Annotated in this window: 20 protein-coding genes and 1 pseudogene; 16 read left to right on the top strand and 5 right to left on the bottom strand. The window is 67.2% G+C overall.

The features are described from left to right. The first annotated feature begins 28 nt into the window (after window positions 1-28). From ACREYQ_RS11890 to ACREYQ_RS11900, 3 genes are all read left to right on the top strand, one after another. Window positions 29-1489 (top strand): NfeD family protein, encoded by a 1461-nt coding sequence (locus ACREYQ_RS11890; protein WP_432257799.1) that lies wholly within the window; start codon window positions 29-31, stop codon window positions 1487-1489. A 2-nt stretch (window positions 1490-1491) separates the two neighbouring features. Next, window positions 1492-2256: a slipin family protein gene (locus ACREYQ_RS11895; protein ID WP_432257800.1), complete on the top strand. Its 765-nt coding sequence runs from the start codon at window positions 1492-1494 to the stop codon at window positions 2254-2256. Window positions 2257-2513: 257 nt separating this feature from the next. Then, window positions 2514-3902, top strand: coding sequence for an IS4 family transposase (locus ACREYQ_RS11900; protein ID WP_432257801.1), 1389 nt, complete (start codon window positions 2514-2516; stop codon window positions 3900-3902). A gap of 71 nt (window positions 3903-3973) precedes the next feature. Here ACREYQ_RS11900 and alaS read toward each other — a convergent pair whose 3' ends face one another. Then, window positions 3974-6598, bottom strand: a complete 2625-nt coding sequence (alaS, locus tag ACREYQ_RS11905; RefSeq protein ID WP_432257802.1) for an alanine--tRNA ligase — start codon at window positions 6596-6598, stop codon at window positions 3974-3976. 297 nt (window positions 6599-6895) lie between these two features. Here alaS and ACREYQ_RS11910 point away from each other — a divergent pair, with 297 nt between their 5' ends. From ACREYQ_RS11910 to ACREYQ_RS11920, 3 genes are all read left to right on the top strand, one after another. Then, complete coding sequence (locus tag ACREYQ_RS11910) at window positions 6896-8116, top strand: CaiB/BaiF CoA transferase family protein (RefSeq protein WP_432257803.1); 1221 nt, start codon at window positions 6896-6898, stop codon at window positions 8114-8116. Window positions 8117-8211: 95 nt separating this feature from the next. Then, complete coding sequence (locus ACREYQ_RS11915) at window positions 8212-8667, top strand: DUF2214 family protein (RefSeq protein ID WP_432257804.1); 456 nt, start codon at window positions 8212-8214, stop codon at window positions 8665-8667. A 28-nt stretch (window positions 8668-8695) separates the two neighbouring features. Further along, window positions 8696-9691 (top strand): tripartite tricarboxylate transporter substrate binding protein, encoded by a 996-nt coding sequence (locus ACREYQ_RS11920; RefSeq protein ID WP_432257805.1) that lies wholly within the window; start codon window positions 8696-8698, stop codon window positions 9689-9691. Between the two features lie 33 nt (window positions 9692-9724). Here the strand turns inward: ACREYQ_RS11920 and ACREYQ_RS11925 are convergent, their stop codons facing one another. Beyond that, window positions 9725-11521, bottom strand: a complete 1797-nt coding sequence (locus ACREYQ_RS11925) for a potassium/proton antiporter (protein ID WP_432257806.1) — start codon at window positions 11519-11521, stop codon at window positions 9725-9727. Window positions 11522-11897: 376 nt separating this feature from the next. On the opposite strand from ACREYQ_RS11925, the gene ACREYQ_RS11930 reads away from it, so the two are divergent. The 3 genes from ACREYQ_RS11930 to ACREYQ_RS11940 all read left to right on the top strand — a co-directional run bounded on the left by ACREYQ_RS11930 (window position 11898) and on the right by ACREYQ_RS11940 (window position 14680). Next, on the top strand, window positions 11898-12359 hold the full coding sequence (locus ACREYQ_RS11930; protein ID WP_432257807.1) for a tripartite tricarboxylate transporter TctB family protein: 462 nt from the start codon (window positions 11898-11900) through the stop codon (window positions 12357-12359). Window positions 12360-12372: 13 nt separating this feature from the next. Beyond that, window positions 12373-13875 carry a tripartite tricarboxylate transporter permease gene (locus ACREYQ_RS11935; RefSeq protein ID WP_432257808.1) on the top strand — a complete coding sequence of 501 codons (1503 nt, stop codon included), beginning with the start codon at window positions 12373-12375 and terminating at the stop codon, window positions 13873-13875. Between the two features lie 331 nt (window positions 13876-14206). Next, complete coding sequence (locus ACREYQ_RS11940) at window positions 14207-14680, top strand: aminoacyl-tRNA deacylase (RefSeq protein ID WP_432257809.1); 474 nt, start codon at window positions 14207-14209, stop codon at window positions 14678-14680. A gap of 172 nt (window positions 14681-14852) precedes the next feature. On the opposite strand, the gene katG is transcribed toward ACREYQ_RS11940, so the two are convergent. Both katG and ACREYQ_RS11950 read right to left on the bottom strand, forming a co-directional pair. Next, window positions 14853-17114 carry a catalase/peroxidase HPI gene (katG, locus tag ACREYQ_RS11945; RefSeq protein ID WP_432257810.1) on the bottom strand — a complete coding sequence of 754 codons (2262 nt, stop codon included), beginning with the start codon at window positions 17112-17114 and terminating at the stop codon, window positions 14853-14855. A 220-nt stretch (window positions 17115-17334) separates the two neighbouring features. Continuing rightward, window positions 17335-18234: a LysR substrate-binding domain-containing protein gene (locus ACREYQ_RS11950; RefSeq protein WP_432257811.1), complete on the bottom strand. Its 900-nt coding sequence runs from the start codon at window positions 18232-18234 to the stop codon at window positions 17335-17337. Between the two features lie 162 nt (window positions 18235-18396). Here ACREYQ_RS11950 and ACREYQ_RS11955 point away from each other — a divergent pair, with 162 nt between their 5' ends. The 3 genes and pseudogenes from ACREYQ_RS11955 to ACREYQ_RS11965 all read left to right on the top strand — a co-directional run. Next, complete coding sequence (locus tag ACREYQ_RS11955; RefSeq protein WP_432257812.1) at window positions 18397-19374, top strand: Bug family tripartite tricarboxylate transporter substrate binding protein; 978 nt, start codon at window positions 18397-18399, stop codon at window positions 19372-19374. Window positions 19375-19412: 38 nt separating this feature from the next. Beyond that, window positions 19413-21038: a gamma-glutamyltransferase gene (gene ggt / locus ACREYQ_RS11960; protein WP_432257813.1), complete on the top strand. Its 1626-nt coding sequence runs from the start codon at window positions 19413-19415 to the stop codon at window positions 21036-21038. A 312-nt stretch (window positions 21039-21350) separates the two neighbouring features. Beyond that, window positions 21351-21680: pseudogene (locus ACREYQ_RS11965) on the top strand (pyridoxamine 5'-phosphate oxidase family protein); the annotation flags it as partial. 41 nt (window positions 21681-21721) lie between these two features. Here ACREYQ_RS11965 and ACREYQ_RS11970 read toward each other — a convergent pair. Beyond that, window positions 21722-23161 (bottom strand): CoA transferase, encoded by a 1440-nt coding sequence (locus ACREYQ_RS11970; protein ID WP_432257814.1) that lies wholly within the window; start codon window positions 23159-23161, stop codon window positions 21722-21724. Window positions 23162-23429: 268 nt separating this feature from the next. Here ACREYQ_RS11970 and ACREYQ_RS11975 point away from each other — a divergent pair, with 268 nt between their 5' ends. The 4 genes from ACREYQ_RS11975 (at window position 23430) to ACREYQ_RS11990 (ending at window position 26469) form a co-directional block, all read left to right on the top strand. Beyond that, window positions 23430-25187 carry a glutamine--tRNA ligase/YqeY domain fusion protein gene (locus ACREYQ_RS11975; protein WP_432257815.1) on the top strand — a complete coding sequence of 586 codons (1758 nt, stop codon included), beginning with the start codon at window positions 23430-23432 and terminating at the stop codon, window positions 25185-25187. Beyond that, on the top strand, window positions 25187-25429 hold the full coding sequence (locus tag ACREYQ_RS11980) for an RNA-binding S4 domain-containing protein (RefSeq protein ID WP_078197376.1): 243 nt from the start codon (window positions 25187-25189) through the stop codon (window positions 25427-25429). Before ACREYQ_RS11975 ends, ACREYQ_RS11980 begins: the two co-directional genes overlap by 1 nt. A 64-nt stretch (window positions 25430-25493) precedes the next feature. Beyond that, window positions 25494-25877, top strand: coding sequence for an MAPEG family protein (locus ACREYQ_RS11985; RefSeq protein ID WP_432257816.1), 384 nt, complete (start codon window positions 25494-25496; stop codon window positions 25875-25877). 4 nt (window positions 25878-25881) lie between these two features. Beyond that, on the top strand, window positions 25882-26469 hold the full coding sequence (locus ACREYQ_RS11990) for a YceI family protein (RefSeq protein WP_432257817.1): 588 nt from the start codon (window positions 25882-25884) through the stop codon (window positions 26467-26469). Window positions 26470-26531 lie beyond the last annotated feature (62 nt).

The raw sequence follows: 26531 nt of genomic DNA on the forward strand, positions 1-26531 counted from the left end.
ACTGCACCCAGCGTGCCTCGCCCCTGCCATGAAACCTGTCACCGCGCTGCTGCGGGCCCTTCGGCTGCTGTCCAGCCAGGTGTTGGCGTGCTGCGCCCTTGCCTTGGCCGCCACCGGCGCCTCGGCACCGTCCGCCACAGCCATCGGCACAGGCACCGCGCCGGTCTATGTGATTGCGCTGAAAGGCGCGGTCGGCCCGGCCAGTGCCAGCTTTATCCTGCGCGGCATCGAACGCGCCCGCGAGGCCGGCGCCCAGCTGGTGGTGCTGGAAATGGACACCCCGGGCGGGCTGGACGCGTCGATGCGCGAGATCATCCAGGCCATCCTGGCGTCGCCGGTGCCGGTAGCCAGCTATGTCTATCCCGGCGGCGCGCGCGCGGCCAGCGCCGGCACCTACATCCTCTATGCCAGCCATATCGCGGCGATGGCGCCGGGCACCAACCTGGGCGCGGCCACCCCGGTGCAGATCGGCATTGGCGGGCCGCAGAAGCCTGAGGCCCTGCCCGGCGCCAAACCCGCCTCGGCCCCGGCCGGCGAGCCCGCGGGCGGCGACACCATGGCGCGCAAGCAGATGCACGACGCTTCGGCCTATATCCGCGGCCTGGCGCAGTTGCGCGGACGCAATGCCGAATGGGCCGAGCGCGCGGTGCGCGAGTCGGTCAGCCTGTCTGCCGACGAGGCCCTGGCCCAGCGCGTGGTCGACCTGGTGGCCCCCGACTTGCCGGCGCTGCTGCGCCAGGTCGAAGGCCGCAAGCTCACCGCCGCCGCCGGCAAGGCCATCGTGCTGCGCACCGGCAATGCGCCAGTGGTCACGCTGGAGCCCGACTGGCGCAGCCGCTTCCTGGCCGTGATCACCGAGCCCAGCGTGGCGCTGCTGCTGATGATGATCGGCATCTACGGCCTGATCTTCGAGTTCTCCACGCCGGGCATGGTGGTGCCCGGCATTGGCGGCGCAATCTGCCTGCTGGTGGCGCTGTTCGCGCTGCATATGCTGCCCGTGAACTACGCCGGGCTGGCGCTGGTGGCGCTGGGCATCGGCTGCATGGTGGCGGAGCTGTTCCTGCCGACCTTCGGCGCGCTGGGCGTGGGCGGCATCATTGCCTTCGCCTTTGGCGCGGTGATGCTGATCGACACCGACGTGCCGGGCTTCGGCGTGCCGCTGCCGATGGTGGCGGCGATGTCGGCGCTGTCGGCGATCTTCGTGTTCGGCATGTCGGCAATGCTGCTGCGCGCGCGCAGGCGCCCGGTGGTCAGCGGTGCCGACACACTGGTCGGCATGCGCGGCGAAATGCTGGACGACCTGCGCGGCGAAGGCTGGGCCTCGGTGCGCGGCGAGACCTGGCGCGTGCGCAGCGCCAGCCCCCTGCCGCGCGGCACGCCGGTGCTCGTCACCGCCCGCGATGGCCTGGTGCTTGAGGTGACCGCCGCCGGCAACGCCCCGTTTGTTCCGACCACCCCATCCCAACCGACGCCAGACAAGGGAGCCTGACCATGGCCTACGGATTCAGCTTCGGCGGTGTGATCTTCCTGCTGGCACTGCTGGTGATCATGTCGTTCCGCGTGCTGCGCGAATACGAACGCGGCGTGGTGTTCATGCTGGGACGCTTCTGGCGCGTCAAGGGCCCTGGCCTGGTGCTGCTGATCCCCGCCGTGCAGCAGATGGTCAGGGTCGACCTGCGCACGGTGGTGATGGACGTGCCGCCGCAGGACGTGATCTCGCGCGACAACGTCTCGGTCAAGGTCAATGCGGTGGTGTACTTCCGCGTGGTCGATCCGGAGCGCGCCATCATCCAGGTGGCGAACTTCCTGGAGGCCACCAGCCAGCTGGCGCAGACCACGCTGCGCTCGGTGCTGGGCAAGCACGAACTGGACGAGATGCTGGCCGAGCGCGAGAAGCTCAACCTCGACATCCAGCAGGCGCTGGACGCGCAGACCGACGGCTGGGGCATCAAGGTCTCGAACGTCGAGATCAAGCACGTCGACCTGAACGAGACCATGATCCGCGCGATTGCGCGGCAGGCCGAGGCCGAACGCGAACGGCGCGCCAAGGTGATCCATGCCGAGGGCGAACTGCAGGCTTCCGAGAAGCTGCTGGAAGCGGCGCAGATGCTGGCGCGGCAGCCGCAGGCGATGCAATTGCGCTATATGCAGACGCTGACGCAGATTGCGGGGGATAAGAGTTCGACGATCGTGTTTCCGTTGCCGATGGAGTTGCTGACGGTGCTGGGCAGCGGCAAGGGAACGCCGGAAAAGTAAAAAAGCAGAAAGGGCGCCGTGGCGCCCTTTCTGCTTTTGTGACAACGTGACATCGACCAACTGTGTGCTCCCCCGCTTGCGGGAGAGGGTTGGGGTGAGGGCCGGAGCATCAACGAAGTAGAGCCTGCGGTATGCCACCGCCCGCCCTCACCCCCTGCCCCTCTCCCGCAAGCGGGCTTGTCTTTACCCACATCTCGATAGGAAAGGTTGTAAACGGGATTGGACGGTGTTAACTTCGGGGAAGTTGACAATCAGTGGTGGCAATTTTGTCTGATACGGAAGATCTGGAAGACTGGGCCAGCGACGAATTCGGTGGCGCTCAGTTGGGCGATGCACGTCGCACGCAGCGCCTTGTGGCATTGGCGCGCGGACTAGCGCAAAAAGCCCATGTTTCGTTCCCGCAGGCCTTGAGTGGTGCCCAACTCAAGGCGGCATATCGCTTCTTTGATAATGAGGCGGTCGACCCGGACGGAATACTGGCGAGCCACGTCGTTCAAACCGTGGGTCGCATGCAGCAGGTACCTGTCGTATTGGCGGTGCAGGACACCACGGAATTCAATCTGGCAAATTTGCCCGCGACTGAGGGACTTGGTCACGGCACGGGCGGCAATTTGCGCGGATTCATGTTGCACAGCGTGCTGGCGGTGACGCCTGAGGGCCTGCCACTGGGCGTGTTGAGCATGAAGACGTGGGTGCGTGCGCCGCAAGCATCGGGCAAGGCCAGGCAGCGCCGGGCGCTGTCCATTCGTGACAAGGAAAGCGTGAAGTGGCTGGAGGGGCTGGAATGCCTTGAGCCGCTCAAGATGCAGTGTCCGGACACGCACCTTGTTGCCGTCAGCGATCGCGAGGGCGATGTGTACGACGTGTTCCTGGCGCAGCGCCCAGCGGGGGTGGACTGGTTGGTGCGGGCCGCCTGGAATCGGGGCGTGGATCACCCAGAGAAGTATCTGTGGGAGACGGTTGCTGCGGCCCCCGTACTTGGGGAGACCGTCCTGCACGTGCCCAGGAGTGGCGCCAGGCAAGCGCGTAGCGCCCGACTGGCTTTGCGCTGTGTGCCCGTCCAACTGCGACCGCCGCGCAGCCGCGGCGCAGAGGCCCTACCAAGCCTCGAAGTGTTTGCCATTCACGCACTGGAAATCGATCCGCCCGAAGGTGTTGAGCCGCTCGAATGGATGTTGCTCAGTTCGATGCCCACCCAAACGCTGGAAGATGTGCTGGAACGGCTGAGCTGGTATGCCCGGCGCTGGACCATTGAATCCTGGCATCGTGTCCTGAAAAGTGGCTGCCAGATCGAGGCTCGGCAGTTCGGGACGCTGGAGCGGTTCCTGCGCGCCACGGCGCTGTTCGCCGTGATCGGCTGGCGCATCATGTACGCGACCATGCTCGGCCGGCTTGAAGCCGATATCCCTTGCTCGGTGCTATTGCAGTCGCTCGAATGGCAGGCCTTGTACTGCCGCACGCACGGCACAACCAAGCCACCGGAGCAGGCACCCAAACTCAGCGAAGCGGTCCTTTGGATCGCCAAGCTCGGTGGCTACCTGGGTCGCAAAAACGACGATCCCCCCGGTGCTACTGTCCTCTGGCGCGGCTTCCTCGTTTTGCACGAAATCACCGAAATGTATCGGATCTTCCAGAAAAACGAGTAAGCCGCCGGAAGTTGTGGGTAAAGGCAAGCGCAAGCGGGAGAGGGGAGCAAACCGGCGGCGACGCTACGCCATCAAATCTTGCTCGCCACCCACTCGCTGACACCCGCCAGCGCCTGCGGCAGCCTGGCCGGCTCGGTGCCGCCGGCCTGCGCCATGTCGGGACGGCCACCGCCCTTGCCGCCCACTTGCTGCGCGACAAAGTTGACCAGCTCGCCGGCCTTGACCTTGCCCGTGGCGTCGGCGGTGACACCAGCGATCAGGCTGACCTTGCCGTCGGCCACGGCGCCCAGCACGATGGCCGCGCTCTGCAGCTTGTCCTTGAGCTTGTCCATGGTCTCGCGCAGGGTCTTCACGTCGGCGCCGTCCAGCTGCGCGGCCAGCACCTTCAGGCCCTTGATGTCGACCGCCTGCGCGGCCAGCTCGTCGCCCTGCGAGGCGGCCAGCTTGCTCTTCAGGCGCTCCAGTTCCTTCTCCAGCGCGCGCACCTGGTCCTGCACCTGGCCGATGCGCGGCACCAGCTCAGAAGGCTGGGCCTTCAGCACGGCGGCGGCTTCGTTCAGTCTGGCGTCCAGGCCCTGCAGGTAGTGCAGCGCATTGTCGCCGGTGATGGCTTCCACGCGGCGGATGCCGGCGGCGACGCCGCCTTCCATCACGATCTTGAACAGGCCGATATCGCCGGTGCGGTGCACGTGGGTGCCGCCGCACAGTTCCTTCGAGGTGCCGATCGACAGCACGCGCACATCGTCGGCGTACTTCTCGCCGAACAGGGCCATCGCGCCGCTCTTGACCGCGTCGTCGAACGGCATGATCTCGGCGTGCGTGTCGTCGTTGCGCAGGATCTCGGCGTTGACGATCTCTTCGACCTGGCGGATCTGCGCATCCGTCAACGCGGCGTTGTGCGAGAAGTCGAAGCGGGTCTTGTCCGCGTCCACCAGCGAGCCCTTCTGCTGCACGTGGCTGCCCAGCACTTCGCGCAGGGCCTTGTGCATCAGGTGGGTGGCCGAGTGGTTGCGCACGGTGCGCGCACGGCGCTGCGCGTCGACCTGGGCCGACACGGCATCGCCCACCTTGAGCGCGCCGCCTTGCAGCGTGCCCTGGTGGCCGAACACATCGGCCTGGACCTTGGTGGTGTCCGCTACGGCGAACACGGCATTGCCAGTCTTCAGCACGCCCTGGTCGCCGGCCTGGCCGCCGGACTCGGCGTAGAACGGCGTGTTGTCGAGCACCACCACGCCGGTCTGGCCCGGCTGCATGGCATCGACCGAAGCGCCGTCGACATACAACGCGGCGATCTTCGCTTGCGGCAGTTCCAGCTTCTCGTAACCGTGGAACACGGTCTTGTCGCCGGTGTACTCCAGGCCCGCGGCCATCTTGAACTTGCCGGCCGCGCGCGCCTGCTCGCGCTGGCGGGTCATGGCGGCATCGAAGGCGGCTTCATCGACAGCGATTTCCTGCTCGCGGCACACGTCCTGCGTCAGGTCCAGCGGGAAGCCAAAGGTGTCGTGCAGCTTGAACGCGAGTTCGCCGTCCAGCGTCTTGCCGCCCTTGAGCTTCAGGTCGGCCAGCGCGGTGTCGAGGATGGCCATGCCGTTTTCGATGGTCTCGAAGAAGCGCTCTTCCTCGGCCTTCAGCACTTCGGTCACGCGCGACTGCGCTTCGGCCAGTTCCGGGTAGGCCTGGCCCATCTGCGCGACCAGGTCCGGCACCAGCTTGTGGAAGAACGGGGTTTTCTGGCCCAGCTTGTAGCCGTGGCGGATGGCGCGGCGGATGATCCGGCGCAGCACGTAGCCGCGGCCTTCGTTGCCGGGGATCACGCCATCGACGATCAAGAACGCGCACGCGCGGATATGGTCGGCGATGACCTTCAGCGAGTTCTGGTTCAGGTTGTCGATGTGGGTTTCACGCCCGGCGGCCTTGATCAGTGCCTGGAACAGGTCGATCTCATAGTTGCTGTGCACATGCTGCAGCACCGCGGCAATGCGCTCGAGGCCCATGCCGGTGTCCACGCACGGCTTGGGCAGCGGCGTCATGTTGCCCTGCTCGTCGCGGTTGAACTGCATGAACACCAGGTTCCAGATCTCGATATAGCGGTCGCCGTCTTCCTCGGGCGATCCCGGGGGGCCGCCCCACACGTCCGGGCCGTGGTCGAAGAAGATTTCCGAGCACGGGCCGCACGGGCCGGTGTCGGCCATCTGCCAGAAGTTGTCCGAGGCGTAGCGCGCGCCCTTGTTGTCGCCGATGCGCACGATGCGCTCGGTCGGCACGCCCACTTCCTTTGCCCAGATGTCGTACGCTTCGTCGTCCTCGGCGTAGACCGTCACCCACAGCTTCTCTGCCGGCAGCTGGTAGACCTTGGTCAGCAGTTCCCATGCGTACTGGATGGCCTCGCGCTTGAAGTAGTCGCCAAACGAGAAGTTGCCAAGCATCTCGAAGAACGTATGGTGGCGCGCGGTGTAGCCCACGTTCTCCAGGTCGTTGTGCTTGCCGCCGGCGCGCACCGAGCGCTGCGATGACGTGGCGCGGGTGTAGGGGCGCTTGTCGGTGCCCAGGAACACGTCCTTGAACTGCACCATGCCGGAATTGGTGAACAGCAGCGTCGGGTCGTTCGCCGGCACCAGGCTGGACGAGCGGACCACGGTATGGCCCTTCGATTCGAAGAACTGCAGGAACTTGCTGCGAATGTCTGAGACTTTCATGGGATGGCGGACGCTTGCCCTGGCGTGGCCGGGCGCGACGAATCAGTATTGGATTTGCAAACCGTTGATTATACGGGCAAGGCAGCCCGTCGGGCACGCCAGGCACGGCACCGCGGACCCGGCCGGCTATCGCCCAAATCCCATCGCTTTAAGCGCCTCATAAGGCACTCGCAGGCGCACCGGCGATTGGCCGATGGTACAGTGCACGCAACTCGCGCCGGCCCCGGATTCAAGGGCCACGCCGACCTCTCGCAATTGCGACCGATCCCCGCCTTACCCTCAGCCTTGACTACCGCCATGGGAGCTTTAAGCCATCTCCGCGTCCTAGACCTGACCCGCGTGCTTGCCGGGCCGTGGTGCGCCCAGAACCTTGCCGACTTTGGCGCCGACGTAATCAAGATCGAGCGCCCCGGCGCCGGCGACGACACCCGCACCTGGGGCCCGCCCTGGCTCAAGGACGAGGACGGCCGCGACACCGCCGAAGCTGCCTACTACCTCGCCGCCAACCGCAACAAGCGCTCGGTGACCTGCGACATCAGCACGCCGGAAGGGCAGCAGATCGTGCGCGAGCTGGCGGCGCAGAGCGACGTGGTGCTGGAGAACTACAAGGTCGGCCAGCTCAGGAAGTATGGCCTGGACTACGAATCGCTCAGACAGGTCAGGCCCGGCCTGATCTACTGCTCGGTCACCGGTTTTGGCCAGACCGGCCCGTACGCCGCGCGCCCGGGCTATGACTTCATCATCCAGGGCATGGGCGGCTTCATGAGCCTGACCGGCGAGCGCGACGACCTGCCCGGCGGCGGCCCGCAGAAGGCCGGCGTGGCCATTTCCGACCTGATGACCGGCCAGTACGCCACCATCGCCGTGCTGGCGGCGCTGGCGCACCGCGACCGCACCGGCGAGGGCCAGTACATCGACATGGCGCTGCTGGACGTGCAGGTGGCGATGCTGGCCAACATGAACACCAACTACCTGGCCAGCGGCGAGGCGCCGCGCCGCTGGGGCAACGCGCATCCCAATATCGTCCCTTACCAGACCTTCCAGGCCGCCGACGGCTGGCTGATCGTGGCGGTGGGCAACGACGGGCAGTTCCGCAAGTTCGTCACCGACGGCGGCAAACCCGAGCTGGCCGGCGACCCGCGCTTTGCCACCAACCCGCAGCGCGTGGCCAACCGCGACGTGCTGGTGCCGATCCTGGCCGAGATGGTGCGCCCGCGCACCCGCGACCAGTGGATCCGCGACCTGGAGGCCGCCGGCGTGCCGTGCGGCCCGATCAACACCCTGGACGACGTGTTCGAGGACGACCAGGTCAAGGCGCGCGGCCTGCGCGTGGACCTGCCCCACCCCAGCGCCGGCGAGGTCAGGCTGGTGGGCAGCCCGATCAAGATGAGCGCCACGCCGCCGCAGGCGCTGCGCCACCCGCCGCTGCTGGGCGAGCACACCGACGCGGTGCTGGCCGACACGCTGGGCTACAGCGCCGGGCAGATCGAAGCACTACGCGCAAAGGGTGTGCTGTAAGATTCTCCTCCTGCCGGCGGCGGGCCGTGACCTGCCGCCGGTGCCTTCCGGATGCCATTCAGTCCCCACTGAAGCAAAGGAGCAAAGGAGAACCCATGCTCACCGACGCCATACTGGCCTTCCTGCATTTCCTTGCGATCTTCGTCCTGATTACCCTGATGGCCGCCGAGGCCGTGGTGCTGCGCCCGGACATCACGCCGGCCGCGGTGCGGCGCCTGTCGCTGTACGACCTGTTCTATTTCCTGTCCGCAATGGTGGTGCTGGCCACCGGCCTGCTGCGCCTGTTCTATGGCGCCAAGGGCGTCGACTTCTACCTGCACAACCCGTGGTTCCACGCCAAGATCGGCGTGTTCGTGCTGATCGCGCTGTGCTCGCTGCCGCCGACCTTCGCCATTGCGCGCTGGCGCAAGCAGGCGCTCCGGCTGCCCGATTACGTGCCGCCGCCGTCGGAACTGAAGGCCGCCCGCCGCTGGGTCATGATCGAAGCCCACCTGGTGATCCTGCTGCCGCTGTGCGCGGTCATGATGGCGCGGGGCATCGGCGCCAGGTAAGTATCCCAATCCCCCTGAAGTCCAAGACATGCTGAAGAAACTGCTTGCCGCCGCGCTGACCGCGGCCCTGCTCCCCGCCGCCGCCATGGCGGCCACCAATGCCTATCCGGCCAAGCCGGTCCGCTTCGTGGTGCCCTACCCGGCCGGCGGCCCGCTCGACACCATCGCGCGCGCCATCGGCGAGAAGCTGCGCGACAGCCTGGGCCAGCCGGTGGTGGTCGAGAACCGGCCCGGCGCGGGCGGCAACCTGGGCGCGGACTATGTCGCCAAGCAGCCGGCCGACGGCTACACCATCGTCATGGGCGCGGTGGCCACGCACGCCATCAACCCGACGCTGTTCAGCAAGATGCCGTACGACCCGGTCAAGGACTTCGCCCCGGTCACGCTGGTGGCCGACGTCCCCAACGTGCTGGTGATGCACCCGGGCAAGGCCGCCGAGCTGCATATCGACAATGTGCGCGACCTGGTCGCATACGCGCGCAAGCACCCGGGCAAGCTGGACTACGCCTCGGGCGGCAACGGCAGCGCCGGGCACCTGTCGGGCGAGCTGTTCAAGAGCATGGCGAAGATCAGCATGGTCCATATCCCGTACAACGGCGCGTCGCCGGCCCAGTTGTCGGTGCTGTCGGGCCAGACCGACCTGATCTTCGACAACCTGGCTTCGGCGTCGGCCAATATCAAGGCCGGCAAGCTCAAGGCCTTCGCCGTCACCACCGCCAGCCGCGCGGCGGCGTTCCCGGAACTGCCGGCCATTGCCGAAGCCGGCAAGGGGCTGGGCCTGGAAGGCTTCGACATCTCCACGTGGTTCGGCGTGTTTGCGCCTGCCAACACCCCGCGCGAGATCGTCGAGCGGCTCAACCACGAGATCGTGGCGATCCTGAAGACCGACGACATGAAGGCGCGCCTGGCCCGCATCGGCGCGCAGCCGGCGCCGACCACGCCCGAGCAGTTCGCGGCGCTGGTCCAGCGCGAGCTGAAGAAGTATGCGCAGATCGTGAAGGTGTCAGGGGCGAAGGTGGACTGAACGAAAAGGCGGCCATGGCCGCCTTTCTTGTCCCTATTCCGCCTCGGCGCCCTCCCCGCTCCTGGCGCCACCGTCCTTTCTCCGCCGCGGCCACAGCCGCCCGCCCGAATCCCCCTCCAGCCGCGGCAGCAGCAGTCCCACCTGCAGGATCCGCGCGCCCTCCATGCGTGTCACCGTCAGCGGCAGGCCGGCAATCTCGACGCTGTCGCCCTCCACCGGCGGCGAGGTGAAGGCCCGCAGCATGGCAGCCTCCAGTGTCAACGGCGCTTCTGCCGGCGTCAGCGCGCGCGTGCCGTACAGCGCCGCCACATCGCGCAGCAGCGCATCGCCGGACAGCAGGAAATCATGCGAGGCCTGCTCCCAGGTGGGCGCGCGGCCCGGCGCCTGGAACAGCGCCGACAGCATCGGCAGGGTCGTCACCGGGGCCAGCACCGAGACGCTGTCGCCGGCGCGCAGCACGGTCTGGTCCAGCACCGCCAGCGCGTCGTCGCGCGCCACCGTCATCAGCCGGCAGCGCGGCGGCAGCTCCAGCTGGTCGGCACGCACGTTCTCGACGGGCGCGTTGGGACTCACCTCGAACTGCATCACCTCCAGGATCGGCGCGCGCGTGCCGCGCAGGCGCGAACGCGCAAGCGGCTCGGGGTAGCCGGGGCGCAGCACGCGCGCCAGCCGCGCGGCCACCGACACCGTGGTGCCCTGGAACAGCAGGCTCGCCAGCACCACGGCAAAGGCAATGCGGAACAGCAGCCCCGCTTGCGGCACCTCGCGCAGCAGCGGAAACAGCGCCAGCACGATCGGCACCGCGCCGCGCAGGCCCATCCAGGCGACAAAAGCGGTCTCGCGCACGTTGAAGCGGAACGGCAGCAACGCCAGCCATACCGCCACGGGGCGCGCCACCAGCATCAGGAAGGCCGCCACGGCCGCCGCCGGGCCGGCCACCTCCCAGATCCGGTGCGGCGCCACCAGCAGGCCCAGCAGCAGGAACATGGCCGACTGTGCCAGCCAGGCCATGCCGTCCATGGCGCGCATGGTGTCGGCGGTGACCGCGCGCTCGCGGTTGCCGATCAGCATGCCGGTCAGGTACACCGCCAGGAAGCCGCTGCCGCCGGCGGTCTGCACGATGGCAAAGACCATTGCGCCGCCCGAGCAAAGCAGGATCGCCTGCAGCCCCTCGGCCACGCGTATGCGCTCCAGCACATTGGCCAGGCAATAGCCAAGGACCAGGCCAAGCGCGCCGCCCAAGCCGAACTGCACCAGCAGCCGCATGGCCAGGCCCAGCGGCGTCAGGCCCTCAGGGGCGGTCAGCCATTCAATCAGCGTCAGCGTCAGGAAGATCGCCATCGGGTCGTTGATGCCGGATTCGATTTCCAGCACGCTCGCGACCCGGTCCTTGAGCCGGATGCCGCTGCTGTTCAGCAGCGAGAAGACCGCGGCCGCGTCGGTCGAGCCGACGATGGCCCCCAGCAGCAGCCCGAGCCGCCAGTCAATGCCCAGCAGCCACGCGGCGAACATCCCCACCAGCGCGGCTGTCACCAGCACCCCGACGGTGGCCAGCGACAGCGAGGGCTTGAGCGCCACCCGGAAGGTCGCAAGGCGCGTGCGCAAGCCGCCGTCGAGCAGGATCACCGCCAGCGCCAGGTTGCCGACCAGGAAGCTGAGCCAGGTATCGGCGAAACGGATGCCGCCCGGGCCATCCACGCCGGCGAGCATGCCCACGGCCAGGAAGACCAGCAGGAACGGCACGCCCAGGCGCGCCGAGAACGCGCCCAGCACAATGCCCAGCGACATCACGATGGCGCCGAGCAGGATGACGTGGTCGATGGTTTCCAAACGGCTCCTTGCGTGGCGTGAGCGTTCCCTTGCGGAACCTTTCAAGCCGCTCAGCAGCAGGTGCCGCTGCGCGGCTGAAGACCACCTCCGAATTGCTCCGGATGATAGCGCAGCGGTGCCGCCCCGGGACGGCGCCTCTGTCCGCCAACCCGCCTCCAGACTGGCGCTCACCGGGCTTTTAAGCGCTCCCTGACTAGGGGATACCCTCAGGATGACCCTGTTTGCAGACATCTGAAAGGTAGCTGAAAGGTCGCCCCCTTAATTTGCACCCTGCCCGCAGCCGGGCCTCCGAAGAATGCCGCATTGATGCAGCGCAACAAAGGCAAGCAGGAGGTCGGCCGCAGATTTCAAAGCAGTCTTATCGAGGAGATTCACTTTGCGCATACGTAGCCAAAAGGACTTTGCCTCCGGCCTGATGTTCATCCTGGTCGGATTCGGCTTTTCCTGGGTCGCGCGCGGTTATTCCATGGGAACCGCCGCAAAAATGGGACCGGGATACTTTCCGTTCTGGCTTGGCGTCGTGCTCGCCCTGCTGGGCGCGCTGGTGCTGTGGGGGGCGCTGTCTTCCAAGGCGGAAGAAGACCACCTGGCCCGCTGGGACGTCAAGTCGCTGTTGTGGATCCTCGGCGCGGTGGTGCTGTTCGGCCTGATGCTCAAGCCGCTGGGCATGGTGCTGTCGGTGCTGGTGCTGGTGCTGGTGTCGTCGATGGCCAGCCACGAATTCAGCTGGAAGGGTGCCATCCTGAACGCCATCGTCCTGGTGGTGATCAGCCTGGGTGCGTTCGTGTACGGCATCAACCTGCAGATGCCGGTGTGGCCGGCTTTCCTGGCAAGCTAAGGAGGCCGCCAATATGGAACTACTCGCCAACCTGGGCCTGGGCTTTTCCACCGCCCTGACCTTCCAGAACCTCGCGTACGCCTTCCTGGGCTGCGTGCTGGGCACCCTGATCGGTGTGCTGCCGGGCCTGGGGCCGCTGGCCACCATCGCCATGCTGCTGCCGGTGACTTACACGCTGCCGCCGGTGGCCGCGCTGATCATGCTGGCCGGTATCTACTACGGCGCCCAGTACGGCGGCTCGACCACCGCCATCCTGGTGAACCTGCCCGGTGAATCGTCGTCGGTGGTGACAACCATCGATGGCTACCAGATGGCAAGGCGAGGACGAGCGGGGGTGGCGCTGGCCACAGCCGGCCTGGGCTCGTTCTTCGCTGGCTGCGTGGCCACCCTGATCCTGGCCGCCTTTGCCGCGCCGCTGTCGGAACTGGCGTTCAAGTTCGGCCCCGCCGAATACTTCTCGCTGATGGTGCTGGGCCTGATCGGCGCCGTGGTGCTGGCTTCGGGTTCGCTGGTCAAGGCCATCGCCATGATCGTGCTGGGCCTGCTGCTGGGCCTGGTGGGTACCGACGTGAACTCGGGCGCCGCGCGCTTCTCGTTCGACGTGCCGGAACTGACCGACGGCCTGAACTTCGTTTCGGTGGCAATGGGTGTGTTCGGCTTTGCCGAGATCATCGCCAACCTGGAACAGAAGGAACACCGCGAGACCTTCACCGATCACATCACCAACCTGTTCCCGACCAAGGCCGACTTCCAGCGCATGGTCCCCGCCGTGCTGCGCGGCACGGTGCTGGGCTCGGCCCTGGGCATCCTGCCGGGCGGTGGTGCGGCGCTGGCTTCGTTCGCGGCCTACTCGCTGGAAAAGAAGACCTCGAAGTACTCGCATGAGTTCGGCAAGGGTGCGATCGAAGGCGTGGCGGGTCCGGAATCGGCCAACAACGCCGCGGCGCAGACCTCCTTCATCCCGCTGCTGACGCTGGGCATTCCGCCCAACGCGGTGATGGCGCTGATGGTGGGTGCGATGACCATCCACAACATCCAGCCCGGCCCGCAGGTGATGACCAGCAATCCGGCGCTGTTCTGGGGCCTGATCGCCTCGATGTGGATCGGCAACTTCATGCTGATCGTGCTGAACCTGCCGCTGATCGGCATCTGGGTGAAGCTGCTGAAAGTGCCTTACCGTTACCTGTACCCCGCCATCCTGACGTTCTGCTGCATCGGCGTGTACTCGGTCCAGAACACCACCTTCGACGTGTTCCAGACCGCGGCCTTCGGCGTGATCGGCTACCTGTTCATCAAGCTCAAGTGCGAGCCCGCGCCGCTGCTGCTGGGCTTCGTGCTGGGGCCGATGATGGAAGAGAACTTCCGCCGTTCGCTGCTGCTGTCGCGTGGTGACTTCAGCGTGTTTGTGACGCGCCCGCTATCGCTGGGACTGCTGATTGCGGCCGCGGTGCTGGTGCTGGTCGTAGCGATGCCGTCGATCAAGTCCAAGCGCGAGGAAGCGTTCCAGGAAGAATAAGCAGCAAATCTCGCCGGCCCTGGCGCCGGCGGCACAACGCACTCAGGGCACCGCAAGGTGTAATGCCGTTCAGTTAAGGTCTCAAGCCCTACCGTCATTCCCGCGCAGGCGGGAATCCAGCGTCTTTCACGTCCCCTTCGGGGATGAAGTCACTGGGTTCCCGCCTGCGCGGGAACGACAGTCGCTAACTGAACGGCATTACACCGCAAGGTGCCCTTTTTTTGTGCTTGCCGCCAGGTTCCTGCTCCTCCCGGCCGCTGCCCGCCGCGTGACGAACTATATTGGTAGCACTCGGACAACTGTCGCCCACGACGCGATGGAGGTTGAGATCATGACCATGGCTACCACGCTGGCGAAGTGCCTGAGCAAGAGGCAAAGCCAGTTCGACACCGTTCGGCACCCCTACAGCCTCAGCAGCATGGCCACTGCGCAGGCTGCGAACATTCCCGGAGACCGGTTGGCCAAGAGCATCCTGCTTGAAGACGGCGGCGGCTATGTCGTGGCCGTGATTCCTTCGACGCACCACCTGAAGCTGTCGGAGATCCGCGAGCAGACCGGCCGCAAGCTGACGCTGGCACACGAGGATGGCGTGCGCGAAGTGTTCCGCGACTGCGACCAGGGCGCGATCCCGCCGGTCGGCATGGCGTACGGCACGCAGACCTGGCTAGACGAGAGTCTGCTGACGCATCCGGACGTCTACTTCGAGGCGGGCGACCACCAGGAACTGGTGCACATGAGCACCGGGCAGTTCCTCGACCTGATGGCCGAGGCGCGGCACGGGCATTTTGCGCACAGGATCATGTAGGCCAGATCTGAATGCCCTGACAGGTCCATGCGGCCGGCGCTTGCCGGCCGCTTTTCATTGCGCCGGCAACGCTGCAGCCCCGCCCGCTCACGTCCGGATGAAAAATGCCCCGTCACGGAAGAAGATCCTGACGGGGCCATGCAAGCGCCTGATAGCTTACGCGATCAGGTGTTCAGGCGACGTCGAACCGGTCGAGGTTCATCACCTTGACCCACGCGGCGACAAAGTCGCGGACGAACTTCTCCTGCCCGTCCTCGCTTGCGTAGACCTCGCAAAGGGCCCGGAGCTGGGAATTCGCCCCGAACACCAGGTCGACGCGGGTGCCGGTCCACTTCCGCTCACCGGTCTTGCGGTCACGCCCTTCGAAAACGTCCCGGGCCTCCGACAGCGGCTTCCATTCCGTGCGCATATCGAGCAGGTTGCGGAAGAAGTCGTTGCTCAGGGTTTCCGGCCGGTCGGTGAATACGCCGTGCGCATCCTGCCCGGTGTGGACGTTCAGCACGCGCAGTCCGCCAATGAGCACCGTCATCTCGGGGGCGCTCAGGGTCAGCAATTGCGCCTTGTCGATCAGCAGGTCTTCCGCCGCGATGCTGTACTTCCCCTTCAGGAAGTTGCGGAAGCCATCGGCAATCGGCTCGAGCGCCCCGACGGATTGCACGTCTGTCTTTTCCTGTGAGGCGTCCATGCGGCCCGGCGTAAACGGCACGGTGATCTTGTGGCCAGCCTTTTGCGCTGCCTGCTCGATCCCCGCGCCGCCGGCCAGCACGATCAGGTCGGCAAGCGAAATCTTCTTGCCGCCGGACTGTGCGCCGTTGAACTCGGCCTGGATGCCTTCGAGGGCCTTCAGCACCTTCGCCAGCTGCTCTGGCTGGTTGGCTGCCCAGTCTTTCTGCGGCGTCAGGCGGATACGCGCGCCATTGGCGCCGCCGCGCTTGTCCGAGCCGCGGAAGGTGGATGCCGAGGCCCAGGCGGTCTGCACCAGTTGCGAAACCGGCAGCCCGGACGCCAGGATCTTCTGCTTGAGCGCGGCGACATCCTGCTCATTGACCAGCGGATGATCGACCGCCGGGATGGGATCCTGCCAGAGCAGCTCTTCGGCCGGCACTTCCGGGCCGAGGTAGCGGGCGCGCGGGCCCATGTCGCGGTGGATCAGCTTGAACCACGCGCGCGCAAAGGCATCGGCGAGCTGCTCAGGATGCTCCAGAAAGCGCCGCGAGATCTTCTCGTAGGCCGGGTCGAAACGCAGCGACAGGTCCGTGGTCAGCATCGTCGGCCGCAGCTTCTTCGCGGGATCGTAAGCGTGCGGGATGGTTTCGCCCGCATCCCTGGCGACCCACTGGTTGGCACCGGCGGGGCTCTTGGTCAGCTCCCATTCGTTGCCGAACAGGCTCTCCAGATAGCTATTGCCCCACTTCGTCGGCGTACTGCTCCAGGTCACCTCCAGGCCGCTGGTGATCGTGTCGGCGCCCTTGCCGGTGCCAAAGGTGCTGGCCCATCCCAGGCCCTGTTGTTCGAGATCCGCGCCCTCGGGTTCGGCCCCGATGTTGTCCGCGGGACCGGCACCGTGGGTCTTGCCGAAGGCATGCCCGCCGGCAATCAGCGCGACGGTCTCCTCGTCGTCCATGGCCATTCGCCCGAACGATTCGCGGATGTCGTGCGCCGCGGCGAGCGGGTCAGGATTGCCATCGGGGCCTTCCGGGTTCACATAGATCAGGCCCATCTGCACGGCGGCCAGCGGGTTCTCCAGGTTTCGTCCGGGGTCGGTGCGGCTGGCCTCGGTGCCATGCAGCGCCTCATCGGCCACGATCACGCCTGCATCGTCATCCTTGCCGGCAGCACCCTTGCCGTAGCGAAGGTCGCCGCCCAGCCAGGTCTTTTCCTTGCCCCAGGAAACATCTGCATCCGGTTCCCAGGTGTCTTCCCGGCCGCCACCGAAGCCGAAGGTCTTGAAGCCCATGGTTTCAAGCGCAACGTTGCCGGCCAGGATCATCAGGTCGGCCCAGGAGATCTTCTGGCCGTATTTCTGCTTGATCGGCCATAGCAAGCGGCGCGCCTTGTCCAGGCTGGCGTTGTCCGGCCAGCTGTTGAGCGGTGCGAAACGCTGCTGGCCGCGCCCCGCACCCCCGCGGCCATCGCCAATGCGGTACGTGCCCGCGCTGTGCCAGGCCATGCGGATGAACAGTGGACCGTAGTGGCCAAAGTCCGCCGGCCACCAGTCCTGCGAGTCGGTCATCAGCGCAGCCAGGTCCTTCTTCACCGCTGCGAAGTCGAGACTCTTGAAGGCCTTGGCATAGTTGAAGTCGCCGTCCAACGGGTCGGACTTGCTGGAATGCTGGCTCAGCAGGTCCAGGCGCAGCTGATTCGGCCACCAGTCACGATTCGTCGTGCCGCCGCCGGCGGCATGGCTGAAGGGACACTTTGCTTCGTTTGACATACGTTTCTCCATGTGGGGACGTACTGAAAACACCTGCAGCAATGGCGTCAAAGGTCGGGCGATCAGCGGGCGCGCGAGGGCGTGCGCCAACGCGGGAGGTCGTGGCGCCCATGGCGAGTCGGGCCGCAGCAGCGGCCGTCCGCAACCAGAATATATGCAATAGTGATCTTCAGGAGAATGCGTTTCTGACTATCCTGCCGATAGGCCTTGGTTATGGCAGTCAGGCAGGGGACAGGTAGGCGCCGAACAATTCGGCACAGGCCGCCCGCACCGCCCCGGTGACCTGCCCGCGCCCGTGGTCGCGCCGCTCCAGCATGCCGATGTGGCGCATCACGGGCTCGCCGTTGACCAGCAGCGGCAGGATGCGCAGGGCCTCGTCGTCGCGCCAGCGCGCGCGGCGCAGCAGCGGCACCACGGTCACGCCGACCTCCTGCCGCACCAGTTCCACCAGGGCCTCGATCGCATTCAGCTCCAGGAACTCGTTGACCTTCAGGTGCGCGCGGCGCAGTGCGCGCTCGACCAGCACGCCGGTGCGCTGGCTGCGGTCGAAACGCAGGTAGGGATTGGCGGCGAGCGCCTCGCGCGCGTCGCGTCCCGGGCTGCCGCGCGCCGCGATCGCCACCAGCGGCTCCTGGTACAGCGGCGTCCAGCGCAGCGTGCCGGGCACGCGCGCGGCGCCCTCCACGAGGATGGCGGCATCCAGCTCGCCGGCCTCGACCTGCGCCGCGAGCTCGATCGACTTGGCGCCGACCAGGCGCACCTCCAGCGCCGGATACGTGCGCTTCATATGCGCCACCGCGTGTGACAGCCCGCCCATCACGGAAACCACCGCGCCCACCGCCACCGCACCTGCCATGGCCTCGTCCGAGGCCAGCGGCAAGCGCATCTCGTCATACAGCGACAGCATGCGCCGCGCCTGCGGCAGCAGCGCGCGCCCGTCGGCATTGAGCACGGCCACGCGGCCATTGCGGTCGAACAGCTCGCGGCGCAACTCGGTCTCCAGCGCGCGCATCTGCAGGCTGACGGCGGCCTGGGTCAGCGCCACCTGTCCGGCGGCGGCGGCAAAGGAGCCGTGCTCGGCCACGGCGACAAAGGTGCGGAGGAAGCGGACAGTGCTCATCGGTGCATGCAAATGAAGAATCAGGCATATGCCGCCAAGGCGTGATTCTTAAGATTTTCTTGTGACATTGGAAAGAAATATTAGCTTTCTTTGTGACCGGCAGCACGGAATAATGAAGGCCGATCATCAATCGGGGCCATGCGCCTGACACCGGAGACACATATGAAATCCTGGCTGCGCCGCTTCGGCATCGGCCTTGGCTGCGGCCTGTGCCTGGCCACCACGCCCGCACTGGCCGACACCTATCCCAGCAAGCCGATCCGCCTGATCGTGCCCTTCCCGGCCAGCGGCGCGACCGACCTGCTGGCGCGCGCCATCGCGCAGAAGGTGGGCGCCAGCATGGGCCAGCAGATCGTGGTCGACAACCGCCCCGGCGCCGGCGGCGCGATCGGCTCGGACATGGCCGCCAAGGCCGCGCCCGACGGCTACACGCTGCTGATCGCCACCACCAGCACGCATTCGATCGGGCCGTATATCAACCCCCGCCTGCCGTACAACACCGAGACCGACTTCACCCCGGTCGGCCAGGTGGCGATCGCCACCAACCTGCTGGTGGTGCCGAACAGCCTGCCGGCCAGGAATGTGCGCGAGCTGATCGATTACGCCAAGAAGCATCCCGGTGAGCTGAACTACGCCTCGAGCGGCAACGGCACCGTGGTGCACCTGACCGCCGAGGCCTTCAAGGCGCAGGCGGGCGTGTTCATCACCCATATCCCCTACCGCGGCACCGCGCTGGCCGTGCCGGACCTGATCTCGGGCAAGGTGCAGGTGCTGTTCGACAGCATCGTCTCGGGCCTGCCGCACGTGAAGGACGGCAAGCTCAAGGCACTGGCGGTGACCAGCGCAAAGCGCTCGCCGCTGGCGCCGGAAATCCCCACGGCGAGCGAGTCGGGCCTGCCCGGCTTCGAGTCCGATACCTGGTTCGGCATCTACGGTCCCAAGGGCCTGCCGGCCGACATCGTCAACCGCCTGAATGCCGAGTTCAACAAGGCCATCCAGTCGCCCGACGTCCGGGAACGCCTGGGCAAGCTGGGTGCGGAGCCGGTCGGCGGCACGCCGGCGCAGTTCGCCGCGATGGTGAAGAAGGACAGCGCGCGCTGGGGCAAGCTGATCAAGGATCGCAAGATCACGGCAGAATAAGCGCCACCGAGGCGCCCGAGCAACGGACACAGACAAGCATGCAGAATTTCAACTGGACCAACCCCTACCCCTCCGTGCGCATCCCGCTGTTTGCGCGCAACGTGGTCTCCACCTCGCACCCGCTGGCGGCGCAGGCCGGCCTGCGCATGCTGCTCAAGGGCGGCAATGCCGTCGATGCGGCCATCGCCGCGGCCGCCGCGATCACCATCGTCGAGCCGGTATCGTGCGGCCTGGGCAGCGATGCCTTTGCCATCCTCTGGGACGGCAAGACACTGCACGGCCTGAACTCGTCGGGCGTGGCCCCGGCGGCATGGAGCCCGGAGTACTTCAAGAACAAGTACGGCACCGACGCCAACGGCCTGGCCAGGCGCCCGATCCGCGGCTGGGATTCGGTCACCGTGCCCGGCGTGGTCGCCGGCTGGGCCGCACTGCATGAGCGCTTCGGCAAGCTGCCGTTCGCCGACCTGATGGAGCCGGCGATCGAGATCGCCGAGCGCGGCTACGCCGTGCCGCCGGTGGTGGCGCACAAGTGGGCCGCCGCGGTGCCCGAACTGAAGGACCAGCCCGGCTTCGCCGAGACCTTCATGCCCGGCGGCCGCGCCCCGGCCGTGGGCGAGAAGTTCACCATGAAGGCTGCCGCCGAAACGCTGCGCAAGATCGGCGCAACCCGTGGCCGCGCTTACTACGAAGGCGAGATCGCCGAGCAGATCGCCGCCTTCAGCCAGCAGTGCGGCGGCGCCATGACGCTCGACGACCTGCGCAACTACCGCCCCGACTGGGTCAAGCCGATCAGCAAGTCCTACCGCGGCTATGAGTTGCACGAGATCCCGCCCAACGGCCAGGGCATCGCCGCGCTGATCGCGCTGGGCATCCTGGACCAGTTCGACATGGCGTCGATCCCCGTGGATTCGGTCGATTCGCAGCACCTGCAGATCGAGGCGATGAAGCTGGCCTTTGCCGACCTCTACCGCTACGTGGCCGACCCGCGCAGCATGGAAGTCACGCCGGAAGACATGCTCGATGACGCCTACCTGAAGTCGCGCGCAAAACTGATCGACATGCAGCGCGCCACGCATTTCAACTTCGGCATGCCCAAGGTGGGCGGCACCATCTACCTGACCGCCGCCGACGAGAACGGCATGATGATCTCGTTCATCCAGTCCAACTACATGGGCTTTGGCTCGGGCGTGGTGGTGCCGGGCACCGGCATCAGCCTGCAGAACCGCGGCGTGGGCTTCTCGATGGACCCGAAGTCGGCCAACGTGGTCGCGGGCGGCAAGCGTCCGTTCCACACCATCATCCCGGCCTTCCTGACCAGGGACGGCCAGCCGGTGATGAGCTTCGGCGTGATGGGCGGCGACATGCAGCCGCAGGGCCACCTGCAGACCGTGGTGCGCATGCTGGACTACCAGCAGCAGCCGCAGGCCGCCTGCTGCGCGCCGCGCTGGAAGGTCAACCGCGACTTCACGCTGGACGTGGAAAGCACCATGGACCCGGCCACGGTCGAAGGCCTGAAGGCGCGCGGCCACCAGCTCAAGTCGGTGGACGACCCGTACATGGACTTCGGCTCGGGCCAGTTCATCTGGCGCCTGTCGGACGATGCCGAGCACGGCTACGTGGCAGCCAGCGACAGCCGGCGTGACGGGCAGGCGGTGGGGTTCTGAGGCAAAAAACAGGCGCCCGGTGTTGGGTGCCCCAACGCCGATCGAGCTCGCCCAAGCATGGTGTTCTCCCTCTCCCCTCATGGACCTCATGGGGAGAGGGCCGGGGTGAGGGGTGGTCTAGCTAGGAACCACAAAAAGCAAGGCCAACGGTTTTTTCCAGCAAGTTGGCTTCGGCAAGCACCAGCCCTCTCCCCCACCCCTACCCAGGAGCCGTTTCTTTAGAACGTTGACCCCACTCCGTCATTCCCGCGCAGGCGGGAATCCAGCGTCTTCACGTCCCCTTCGGGGATAAAGTCACCGGGTCCCCGCCTTCGCGGGGGGCTGCTGTTCGTGATCCCCGGCGTCAACGAGACCATCCGCGTCAACGGCACCGCGCGGATCAGCGTCGACCCCGGGCTGATCGCACGCTGCGTGGTCGACGGCAAGGCCCCGACCACGGTGCTGGTGGTCACGGTGCAATCGGTGTTCTTCCAGTGCGCCCGCGCGCTGATCCGCTCGCGCCTGTGGGCAGCGGAGGCGCAGATCGCGCGCCAGTCGCTGCCCAGCAACGGCGAGATCCTGGCCACGCTGACCGAAAACGCCATCGACGGCGCCGCCTACGACCGTGACCTGCCGGAGCGGCAGCGCACCACGCTCTACTAACACCACCTTGCGCGTGGCGGGGCCGGCGGCGCCCGATACGCCTAAGCCCGCGGCAGCCACTCCGGCGCATGCGTGCCAAGCGGTTCGGACGGCAGGGTCCAGCGCGCCGGCGTCTCCGACAGGTGCGCCGCGTGGCGCACCACCGTCAGCATGCCAAAGCCCGACGGCATGACCTCGAGCAGATCGGCCACGTCGTCGATCTTCTGTTCGGGCGCCTTGAGCCCTTCCGGCACGCGCCCCAGGCTGCGCAGCCACTGCCCCACCTGCGCCAGCGACACGCGCACATGCCAGCTGCCACCCTCCACCGCGCGCCGGTGCAGCGCGGCCATCGCGCCGAAGGCCAGCAGGTAGCCCGCCGCGTGGTCCAGCACCTGCGCCGGCAACGGGCGCGGCGTGTCGCTGCCGGCCGCCTGCGCTTCGGCGTCATTGAAGCCGGTCGCGGTCTGCACCAGCGAATCGAAGCCGCGCTTGTGCGACCACGGCCCCACGTGGCCGTAGGCGCTCAGCGACACATAGACAATGCCCGGCCGCGCGCGCGCCGCGGCCTCCGGCCCCATGCCCAGTTCCGCCAGGCCGCCGGGGCGGTAGCCCTGCACCATCACATCGGCGCCGTGCAGCAGCTTGTGCAGCGTGCGCTTGTCGTCGGGATCGCGCAGGTCCAGCTGGCAGCTGCGCTTGCCGCGGCCGGTGTCGATCACCAGCGGCGCGATCGACGGCAGGTGCGAGGCGGTGACCAGCAGCACGTCGGCGCCGTGCGCGGCCAGTGTGCGGCCCGCCACCGGGCCGGCGATGATGCGGGTGAAATCGAGCACGCGCACGCCTGACAGCGGCTGCGCGTCCGGGGATGCGGGCGCCGGCAGCGCTTGCGGCGGGGCATCGCCGATGCGCTCCAGCGTCACCGGCGGCAGGCCGCGCAAGGCGGCGGCCTGCGGATGGCGGTCCCATTCCTCGAAGCTGCGCATGGCGGCGACCACCAGGCCCGCGTCGGAGGCCGCGGTCTCGAAGGATTCGGCGTCGCGCTTTTCCAGCGCGGCCTGCACCGCCGCCTTGTCGTTGGCACAGCCGAGCAGGCGCACCACGCCGTCGCGGTGGTGCGGGAAATTGGTATGCAGGCGCACCCAGCGGCCGTCGCCGCAGCGGTAGACGCCGGCCAGCTTGTCCCACAGCTCGGGCGCGGGCCCGCCGTCGACGCGCAGGTAGCGTTCGCTGCGGAATTCGGTGATGGCATGGCGCATGTCGACGCTGACGTCCTGCCAGCGGCCGGTGCGGCTGTGCCACAGCGCGGCGGCGGCCAGTGCCGAGGCGCCAAGGCTGGCCTGGGCGGCGGTGCCGACGGCAAAGCTCGACGGCAGCACCGGCTCGGCGCCGTCCACCTTCAGGTGCGCCAGCGCTTCGGCGGGCAGGCCGGCGTCGCGCCACAGCGCGGCAACAACTTCAGAGGGCTCAAGCGGCACTGGCGCCGCATCGGATTGGGCGTTCATGGGCATTCCTGCAGCGGTGGACCAAGGCCGGCCACAGCGAGCCGGCACGGGCTTCCATGCTACTCCGGCACGTCACTTTCGTCGCACCGGCATGCATCGGCGCCGCGCAAATCCGGGACATGGCCGGAAATCGGCGCCAGCTCGCGGCGTGCGGCGGCTCCGGCACGGTAAAATCCCCTTATTGGCATTCCGCCACGCAATCTGACGACCCGGCCCGACGCGCACCCAGACGCACCCAGACGCATCAGGCCGGCCAACCGGCGCCACCATGAGCCACGACAACAAGCCTACCGACAGCACACCCGCCGCCTCCAATTTCCTGCGGAGCATCATCGACCAGGACCTCGCCGCCGCCACCTATGCCGGCCGCCAGGACCAGGCCGGCGAGCCGCTGCCGACCGTCATCACCCGCTTCCCGCCGGAGCCCAACGGCTACCTGCATATCGGCCACGCCAAGAGCATCTGCCTGAACTTCGGGCTGGCGCGCGACTACGGCGGCCGTTGCCACCTGCGCTTCGATGACACCAACCCGGTCAAGGAAGACACCGAATACGTCGATTCCATCATCGACGCCGTGCACTGGCTGGGCTTTTCCTGGGACAGTGAGGGCAAGGACGGCGCGAAGCAGCCGCACCTCTACTACGCCAGCGACTACTTCGACCAGCTCTACGCCTTTGCCGAGACCCTGATCGAGCGCGGCGCCGCCTATATCGACAGCCAGACCGCCGAGCAGATCGCCGCCAGCCGCGGCAACTTCTCCGAGCCGGGCAAGCCCTCTCCGTACCGCGAGCGCAGCGTCGAAGAGAACCTGCAGCTGTTCCGCGACATGCGCGCCGGCAAGTACGCCGACGGCGAGCACGTGCTGCGCGCGAAGATCGACATGACCGCGCCGAACATCGTGATGCGCGACCCGGTGCTCTACCGCATCCGCCACGCGCATCACCACCGCACCGGCGACAAGTGGTGCATCTACCCGATGTACGACTTCACGCACTGCATCTCGGACGCACTGGAGAACATCACGCACTCGCTGTGCACGCTGGAGTTCGAGAACAACCGCCCGCTGTACGACTGGGTGCTGGAGCACCTGCGCGACAGCGGCGTGTTCCGCGACCCGCTGCCGCACCAGTACGAGTTCGCGCGCCTGAACCTGACCTACGCCATCACCAGCAAGCGCAGGCTCAAGCAGCTGGTCGACGAGCAGCGCGTCGACGGCTGGGACGATCCGCGCATGCCCACGCTGGTCGGCGTGCGCCGCCGCGGCTACACCCCGGAATCGATCCAGCTGTTCTGCGACCGCGTGGGTGTGGCCAAGGCCGACAGCTGGATCGACATGAGCACGCTCGAAGGCTCGGTGCGCGACGACCTGGACGGCCGTGCCGCGCGCGGCGTCGCCGTGCTGGATCCGCTCAAGCTGATCATCGACAACTACCCCGAGGGCCAGAGCGAGGAATGCTCGGCACCGGTCCACCCGAAGAAACCCGAACTCGGCAAGCGCGTGTTCCCGCTGTCGCGCGAGCTGTGGATCGAGCGCGAGGACTTCAACGAGAACCCGCCCAAGGGCTACTTCCGCCTGTTCCCGGGCAACAAGGTGCGGCTGAAGTACGGCTACGTGATCGAGTGCACGGGCGTGGACAAGGACGCGGACGGCAACGTGATTGCCGTGCACGCCAGCTACCTGCCCGACACCAAGAGCGGCACGCCGGGCGCCGACAGCGTCAAGGTCAAGGGCGTGATCCACTGGGTCAGCGCGGCGCACGGGTATGAGGCCGAGGTGCGCCTCTACGACCGCCTGTTCAACGACCCGAACCCGGATGCCGGCGGCAAGAACTTCCTGGATGCGCTCAACCCGGACTCCAAGAAGGTCATCACCGCCTGGCTGGAGCCGGGCCTGCGCGAAGCCCGGCCGGAAGACCGCTTCCAGTTCGAGCGCCACGGCTACTTCGTCGCCGACCGCAACGATTCGCAGCCGGGCAAGCCGGTCTTCAACCGCATCGTCGGCCTGAAAGACAGCTGGGGCAAGTGATGGCCAAACCTGGCAAGGCAGCCGTGCAGACCATCACCTTCCCGCTTGCGGGCGAGTTCATCGCGCTCAACGACCTGCTCAAGCTGGCGGGCGTATGCGACAGCGGCGGCGCCGGCAAGGCGCTGGTCGCCGCCGGCGAAGTGTCGGTGGACGGCGCGCCCGAATCGCGCAAGACTGCGAAGATCCGCGCCGGGCAGGTGGTGGGCCTGGCGGGCATCGAGATCCGCGTGGTCGCCGCCTGACCGCGCGGGCCGGCCGGCGCAGCCAGTGATGGCCGCGCCGGCATTGCAACCGAAAGGATGGAACATGCCGATCGCTTTCTGGTGCGTGCTGCTGGCCGGCGTCATGCCGCTGGCGACGGTGGCCATCGCCAAGGCCAGCGGGCCGGGCTATGACAACCACGACCCGCGCGGCTGGCTGGAGCGGCAGTCCGGCCGCGCGCGCCGCGCCGACATGGCGCACCGCAACCACTTCGAGGCCTTCCCCTTCTTTGCCGCCGCGGTGCTCACCGCCAGCCACCTGCACGCGCCGCAGGCCCGCATCGACGAACTGGCGATGGCCTTCATCGCGGCGCGCCTGCTCTACACCCTGTGCTACGTGACGGACCGCGCCACGCTGCGCACGCTGTGCTGGACCGTCAGCTACCTGACGGTGGTGGGGATCTTCCTGCTGCCGGTATTCGTCCACTGATCCCATGGTCCTGCGCACGCTGGCCCTTCTTGCGGTCTCAGGCATTGCCGGCGCTCACGCGGCACCGGTCGAATACGCCCTGGACCCGGTCCACACCACCGTTTATTTCTCCGCCAGCCATGTCGACCGCAGTTCGGTGCGCGGGCGTTTCGGCAAGATCGACGGGCGCCTCATCTATGACGCGGACAGCGGCGCCGGCGCGCTCGACGTGACCGTGGACCTCGCCTCGGTCGATACCGGCAATCGCACGCTGGACGGCGTGCTGCGCTCCGCACAATTCCTCGATACTGCCCAGCATCCGGTGGCCCGGTTGCGCGCGAACCGGTTCCTGTCCGAAGGCGGCCGGCTGGTCGCGGTGGAGGGCGAACTGACGCTGCACGGTGTCACGCAGCCGCTGCGCCTGCTGGCCGAGCGCTTCCGCTGCGGCGAGGTGACTTTTTTCGGCGTGAGCCGCCAGGTCTGCGGCGGCGATTTCCATGCTGAAGTGCCGCGCAGTGCCTTTGGCATGACCCGCTTCCTGCCCGAAGTCGGCGACACCGTGACGCTGCAAGTGGCGGTCGAGGCATCGCCCGCGGGCAACGCCCCGCGCTAGTCCTAAGCGTCACCTGCAGCGCAAATTTCTCTTGTAGAATCAGCGCTTTGCCAAATTCCTGC

The organism is Cupriavidus sp. TMH.W2 (genome assembly GCF_050847365.1).
In the GTDB taxonomy this organism is placed as follows: Bacteria; Pseudomonadota; Gammaproteobacteria; order Burkholderiales; family Burkholderiaceae; genus Cupriavidus.

Excerpts from the sequence above, each read along its gene's own strand:
- ACREYQ_RS11890 (WP_432257799.1), top strand. The coding sequence starts at position 29 with ATGAAACCTGTCACCGCGCTGCTGCGGGCCCTTCGGCTGCTGTCCAGC.
- ACREYQ_RS11895 (WP_432257800.1), top strand. The coding sequence starts at position 1,492 with ATGGCCTACGGATTCAGCTTCGGCGGTGTGATCTTCCTGCTGGCACTG.
- alaS (WP_432257802.1), bottom strand. The coding sequence starts at position 6,598 with ATGAAAGTCTCAGACATTCGCAGCAAGTTCCTGCAGTTCTTCGAATCG.
- ACREYQ_RS11910 (WP_432257803.1), top strand. The coding sequence starts at position 6,896 with ATGGGAGCTTTAAGCCATCTCCGCGTCCTAGACCTGACCCGCGTGCTT.
- ACREYQ_RS11915 (WP_432257804.1), top strand. The coding sequence starts at position 8,212 with ATGCTCACCGACGCCATACTGGCCTTCCTGCATTTCCTTGCGATCTTC.
- ACREYQ_RS11920 (WP_432257805.1), top strand. The coding sequence starts at position 8,696 with ATGCTGAAGAAACTGCTTGCCGCCGCGCTGACCGCGGCCCTGCTCCCC.
- ACREYQ_RS11935 (WP_432257808.1), top strand. The coding sequence starts at position 12,373 with ATGGAACTACTCGCCAACCTGGGCCTGGGCTTTTCCACCGCCCTGACC.
- ACREYQ_RS11940 (WP_432257809.1), top strand. The coding sequence starts at position 14,207 with ATGACCATGGCTACCACGCTGGCGAAGTGCCTGAGCAAGAGGCAAAGC.
- katG (WP_432257810.1), bottom strand. The coding sequence starts at position 17,114 with ATGTCAAACGAAGCAAAGTGTCCCTTCAGCCATGCCGCCGGCGGCGGC.
- ACREYQ_RS11950 (WP_432257811.1), bottom strand. The coding sequence starts at position 18,234 with ATGAGCACTGTCCGCTTCCTCCGCACCTTTGTCGCCGTGGCCGAGCAC.
- ACREYQ_RS11955 (WP_432257812.1), top strand. The coding sequence starts at position 18,397 with ATGAAATCCTGGCTGCGCCGCTTCGGCATCGGCCTTGGCTGCGGCCTG.
- ggt (WP_432257813.1), top strand. The coding sequence starts at position 19,413 with ATGCAGAATTTCAACTGGACCAACCCCTACCCCTCCGTGCGCATCCCG.
- ACREYQ_RS11970 (WP_432257814.1), bottom strand. The coding sequence starts at position 23,161 with ATGAACGCCCAATCCGATGCGGCGCCAGTGCCGCTTGAGCCCTCTGAA.
- ACREYQ_RS11975 (WP_432257815.1), top strand. The coding sequence starts at position 23,430 with ATGAGCCACGACAACAAGCCTACCGACAGCACACCCGCCGCCTCCAAT.
- ACREYQ_RS11980 (WP_078197376.1), top strand. The coding sequence starts at position 25,187 with ATGGCCAAACCTGGCAAGGCAGCCGTGCAGACCATCACCTTCCCGCTT.
- ACREYQ_RS11985 (WP_432257816.1), top strand. The coding sequence starts at position 25,494 with ATGCCGATCGCTTTCTGGTGCGTGCTGCTGGCCGGCGTCATGCCGCTG.
- ACREYQ_RS11990 (WP_432257817.1), top strand. The coding sequence starts at position 25,882 with ATGGTCCTGCGCACGCTGGCCCTTCTTGCGGTCTCAGGCATTGCCGGC.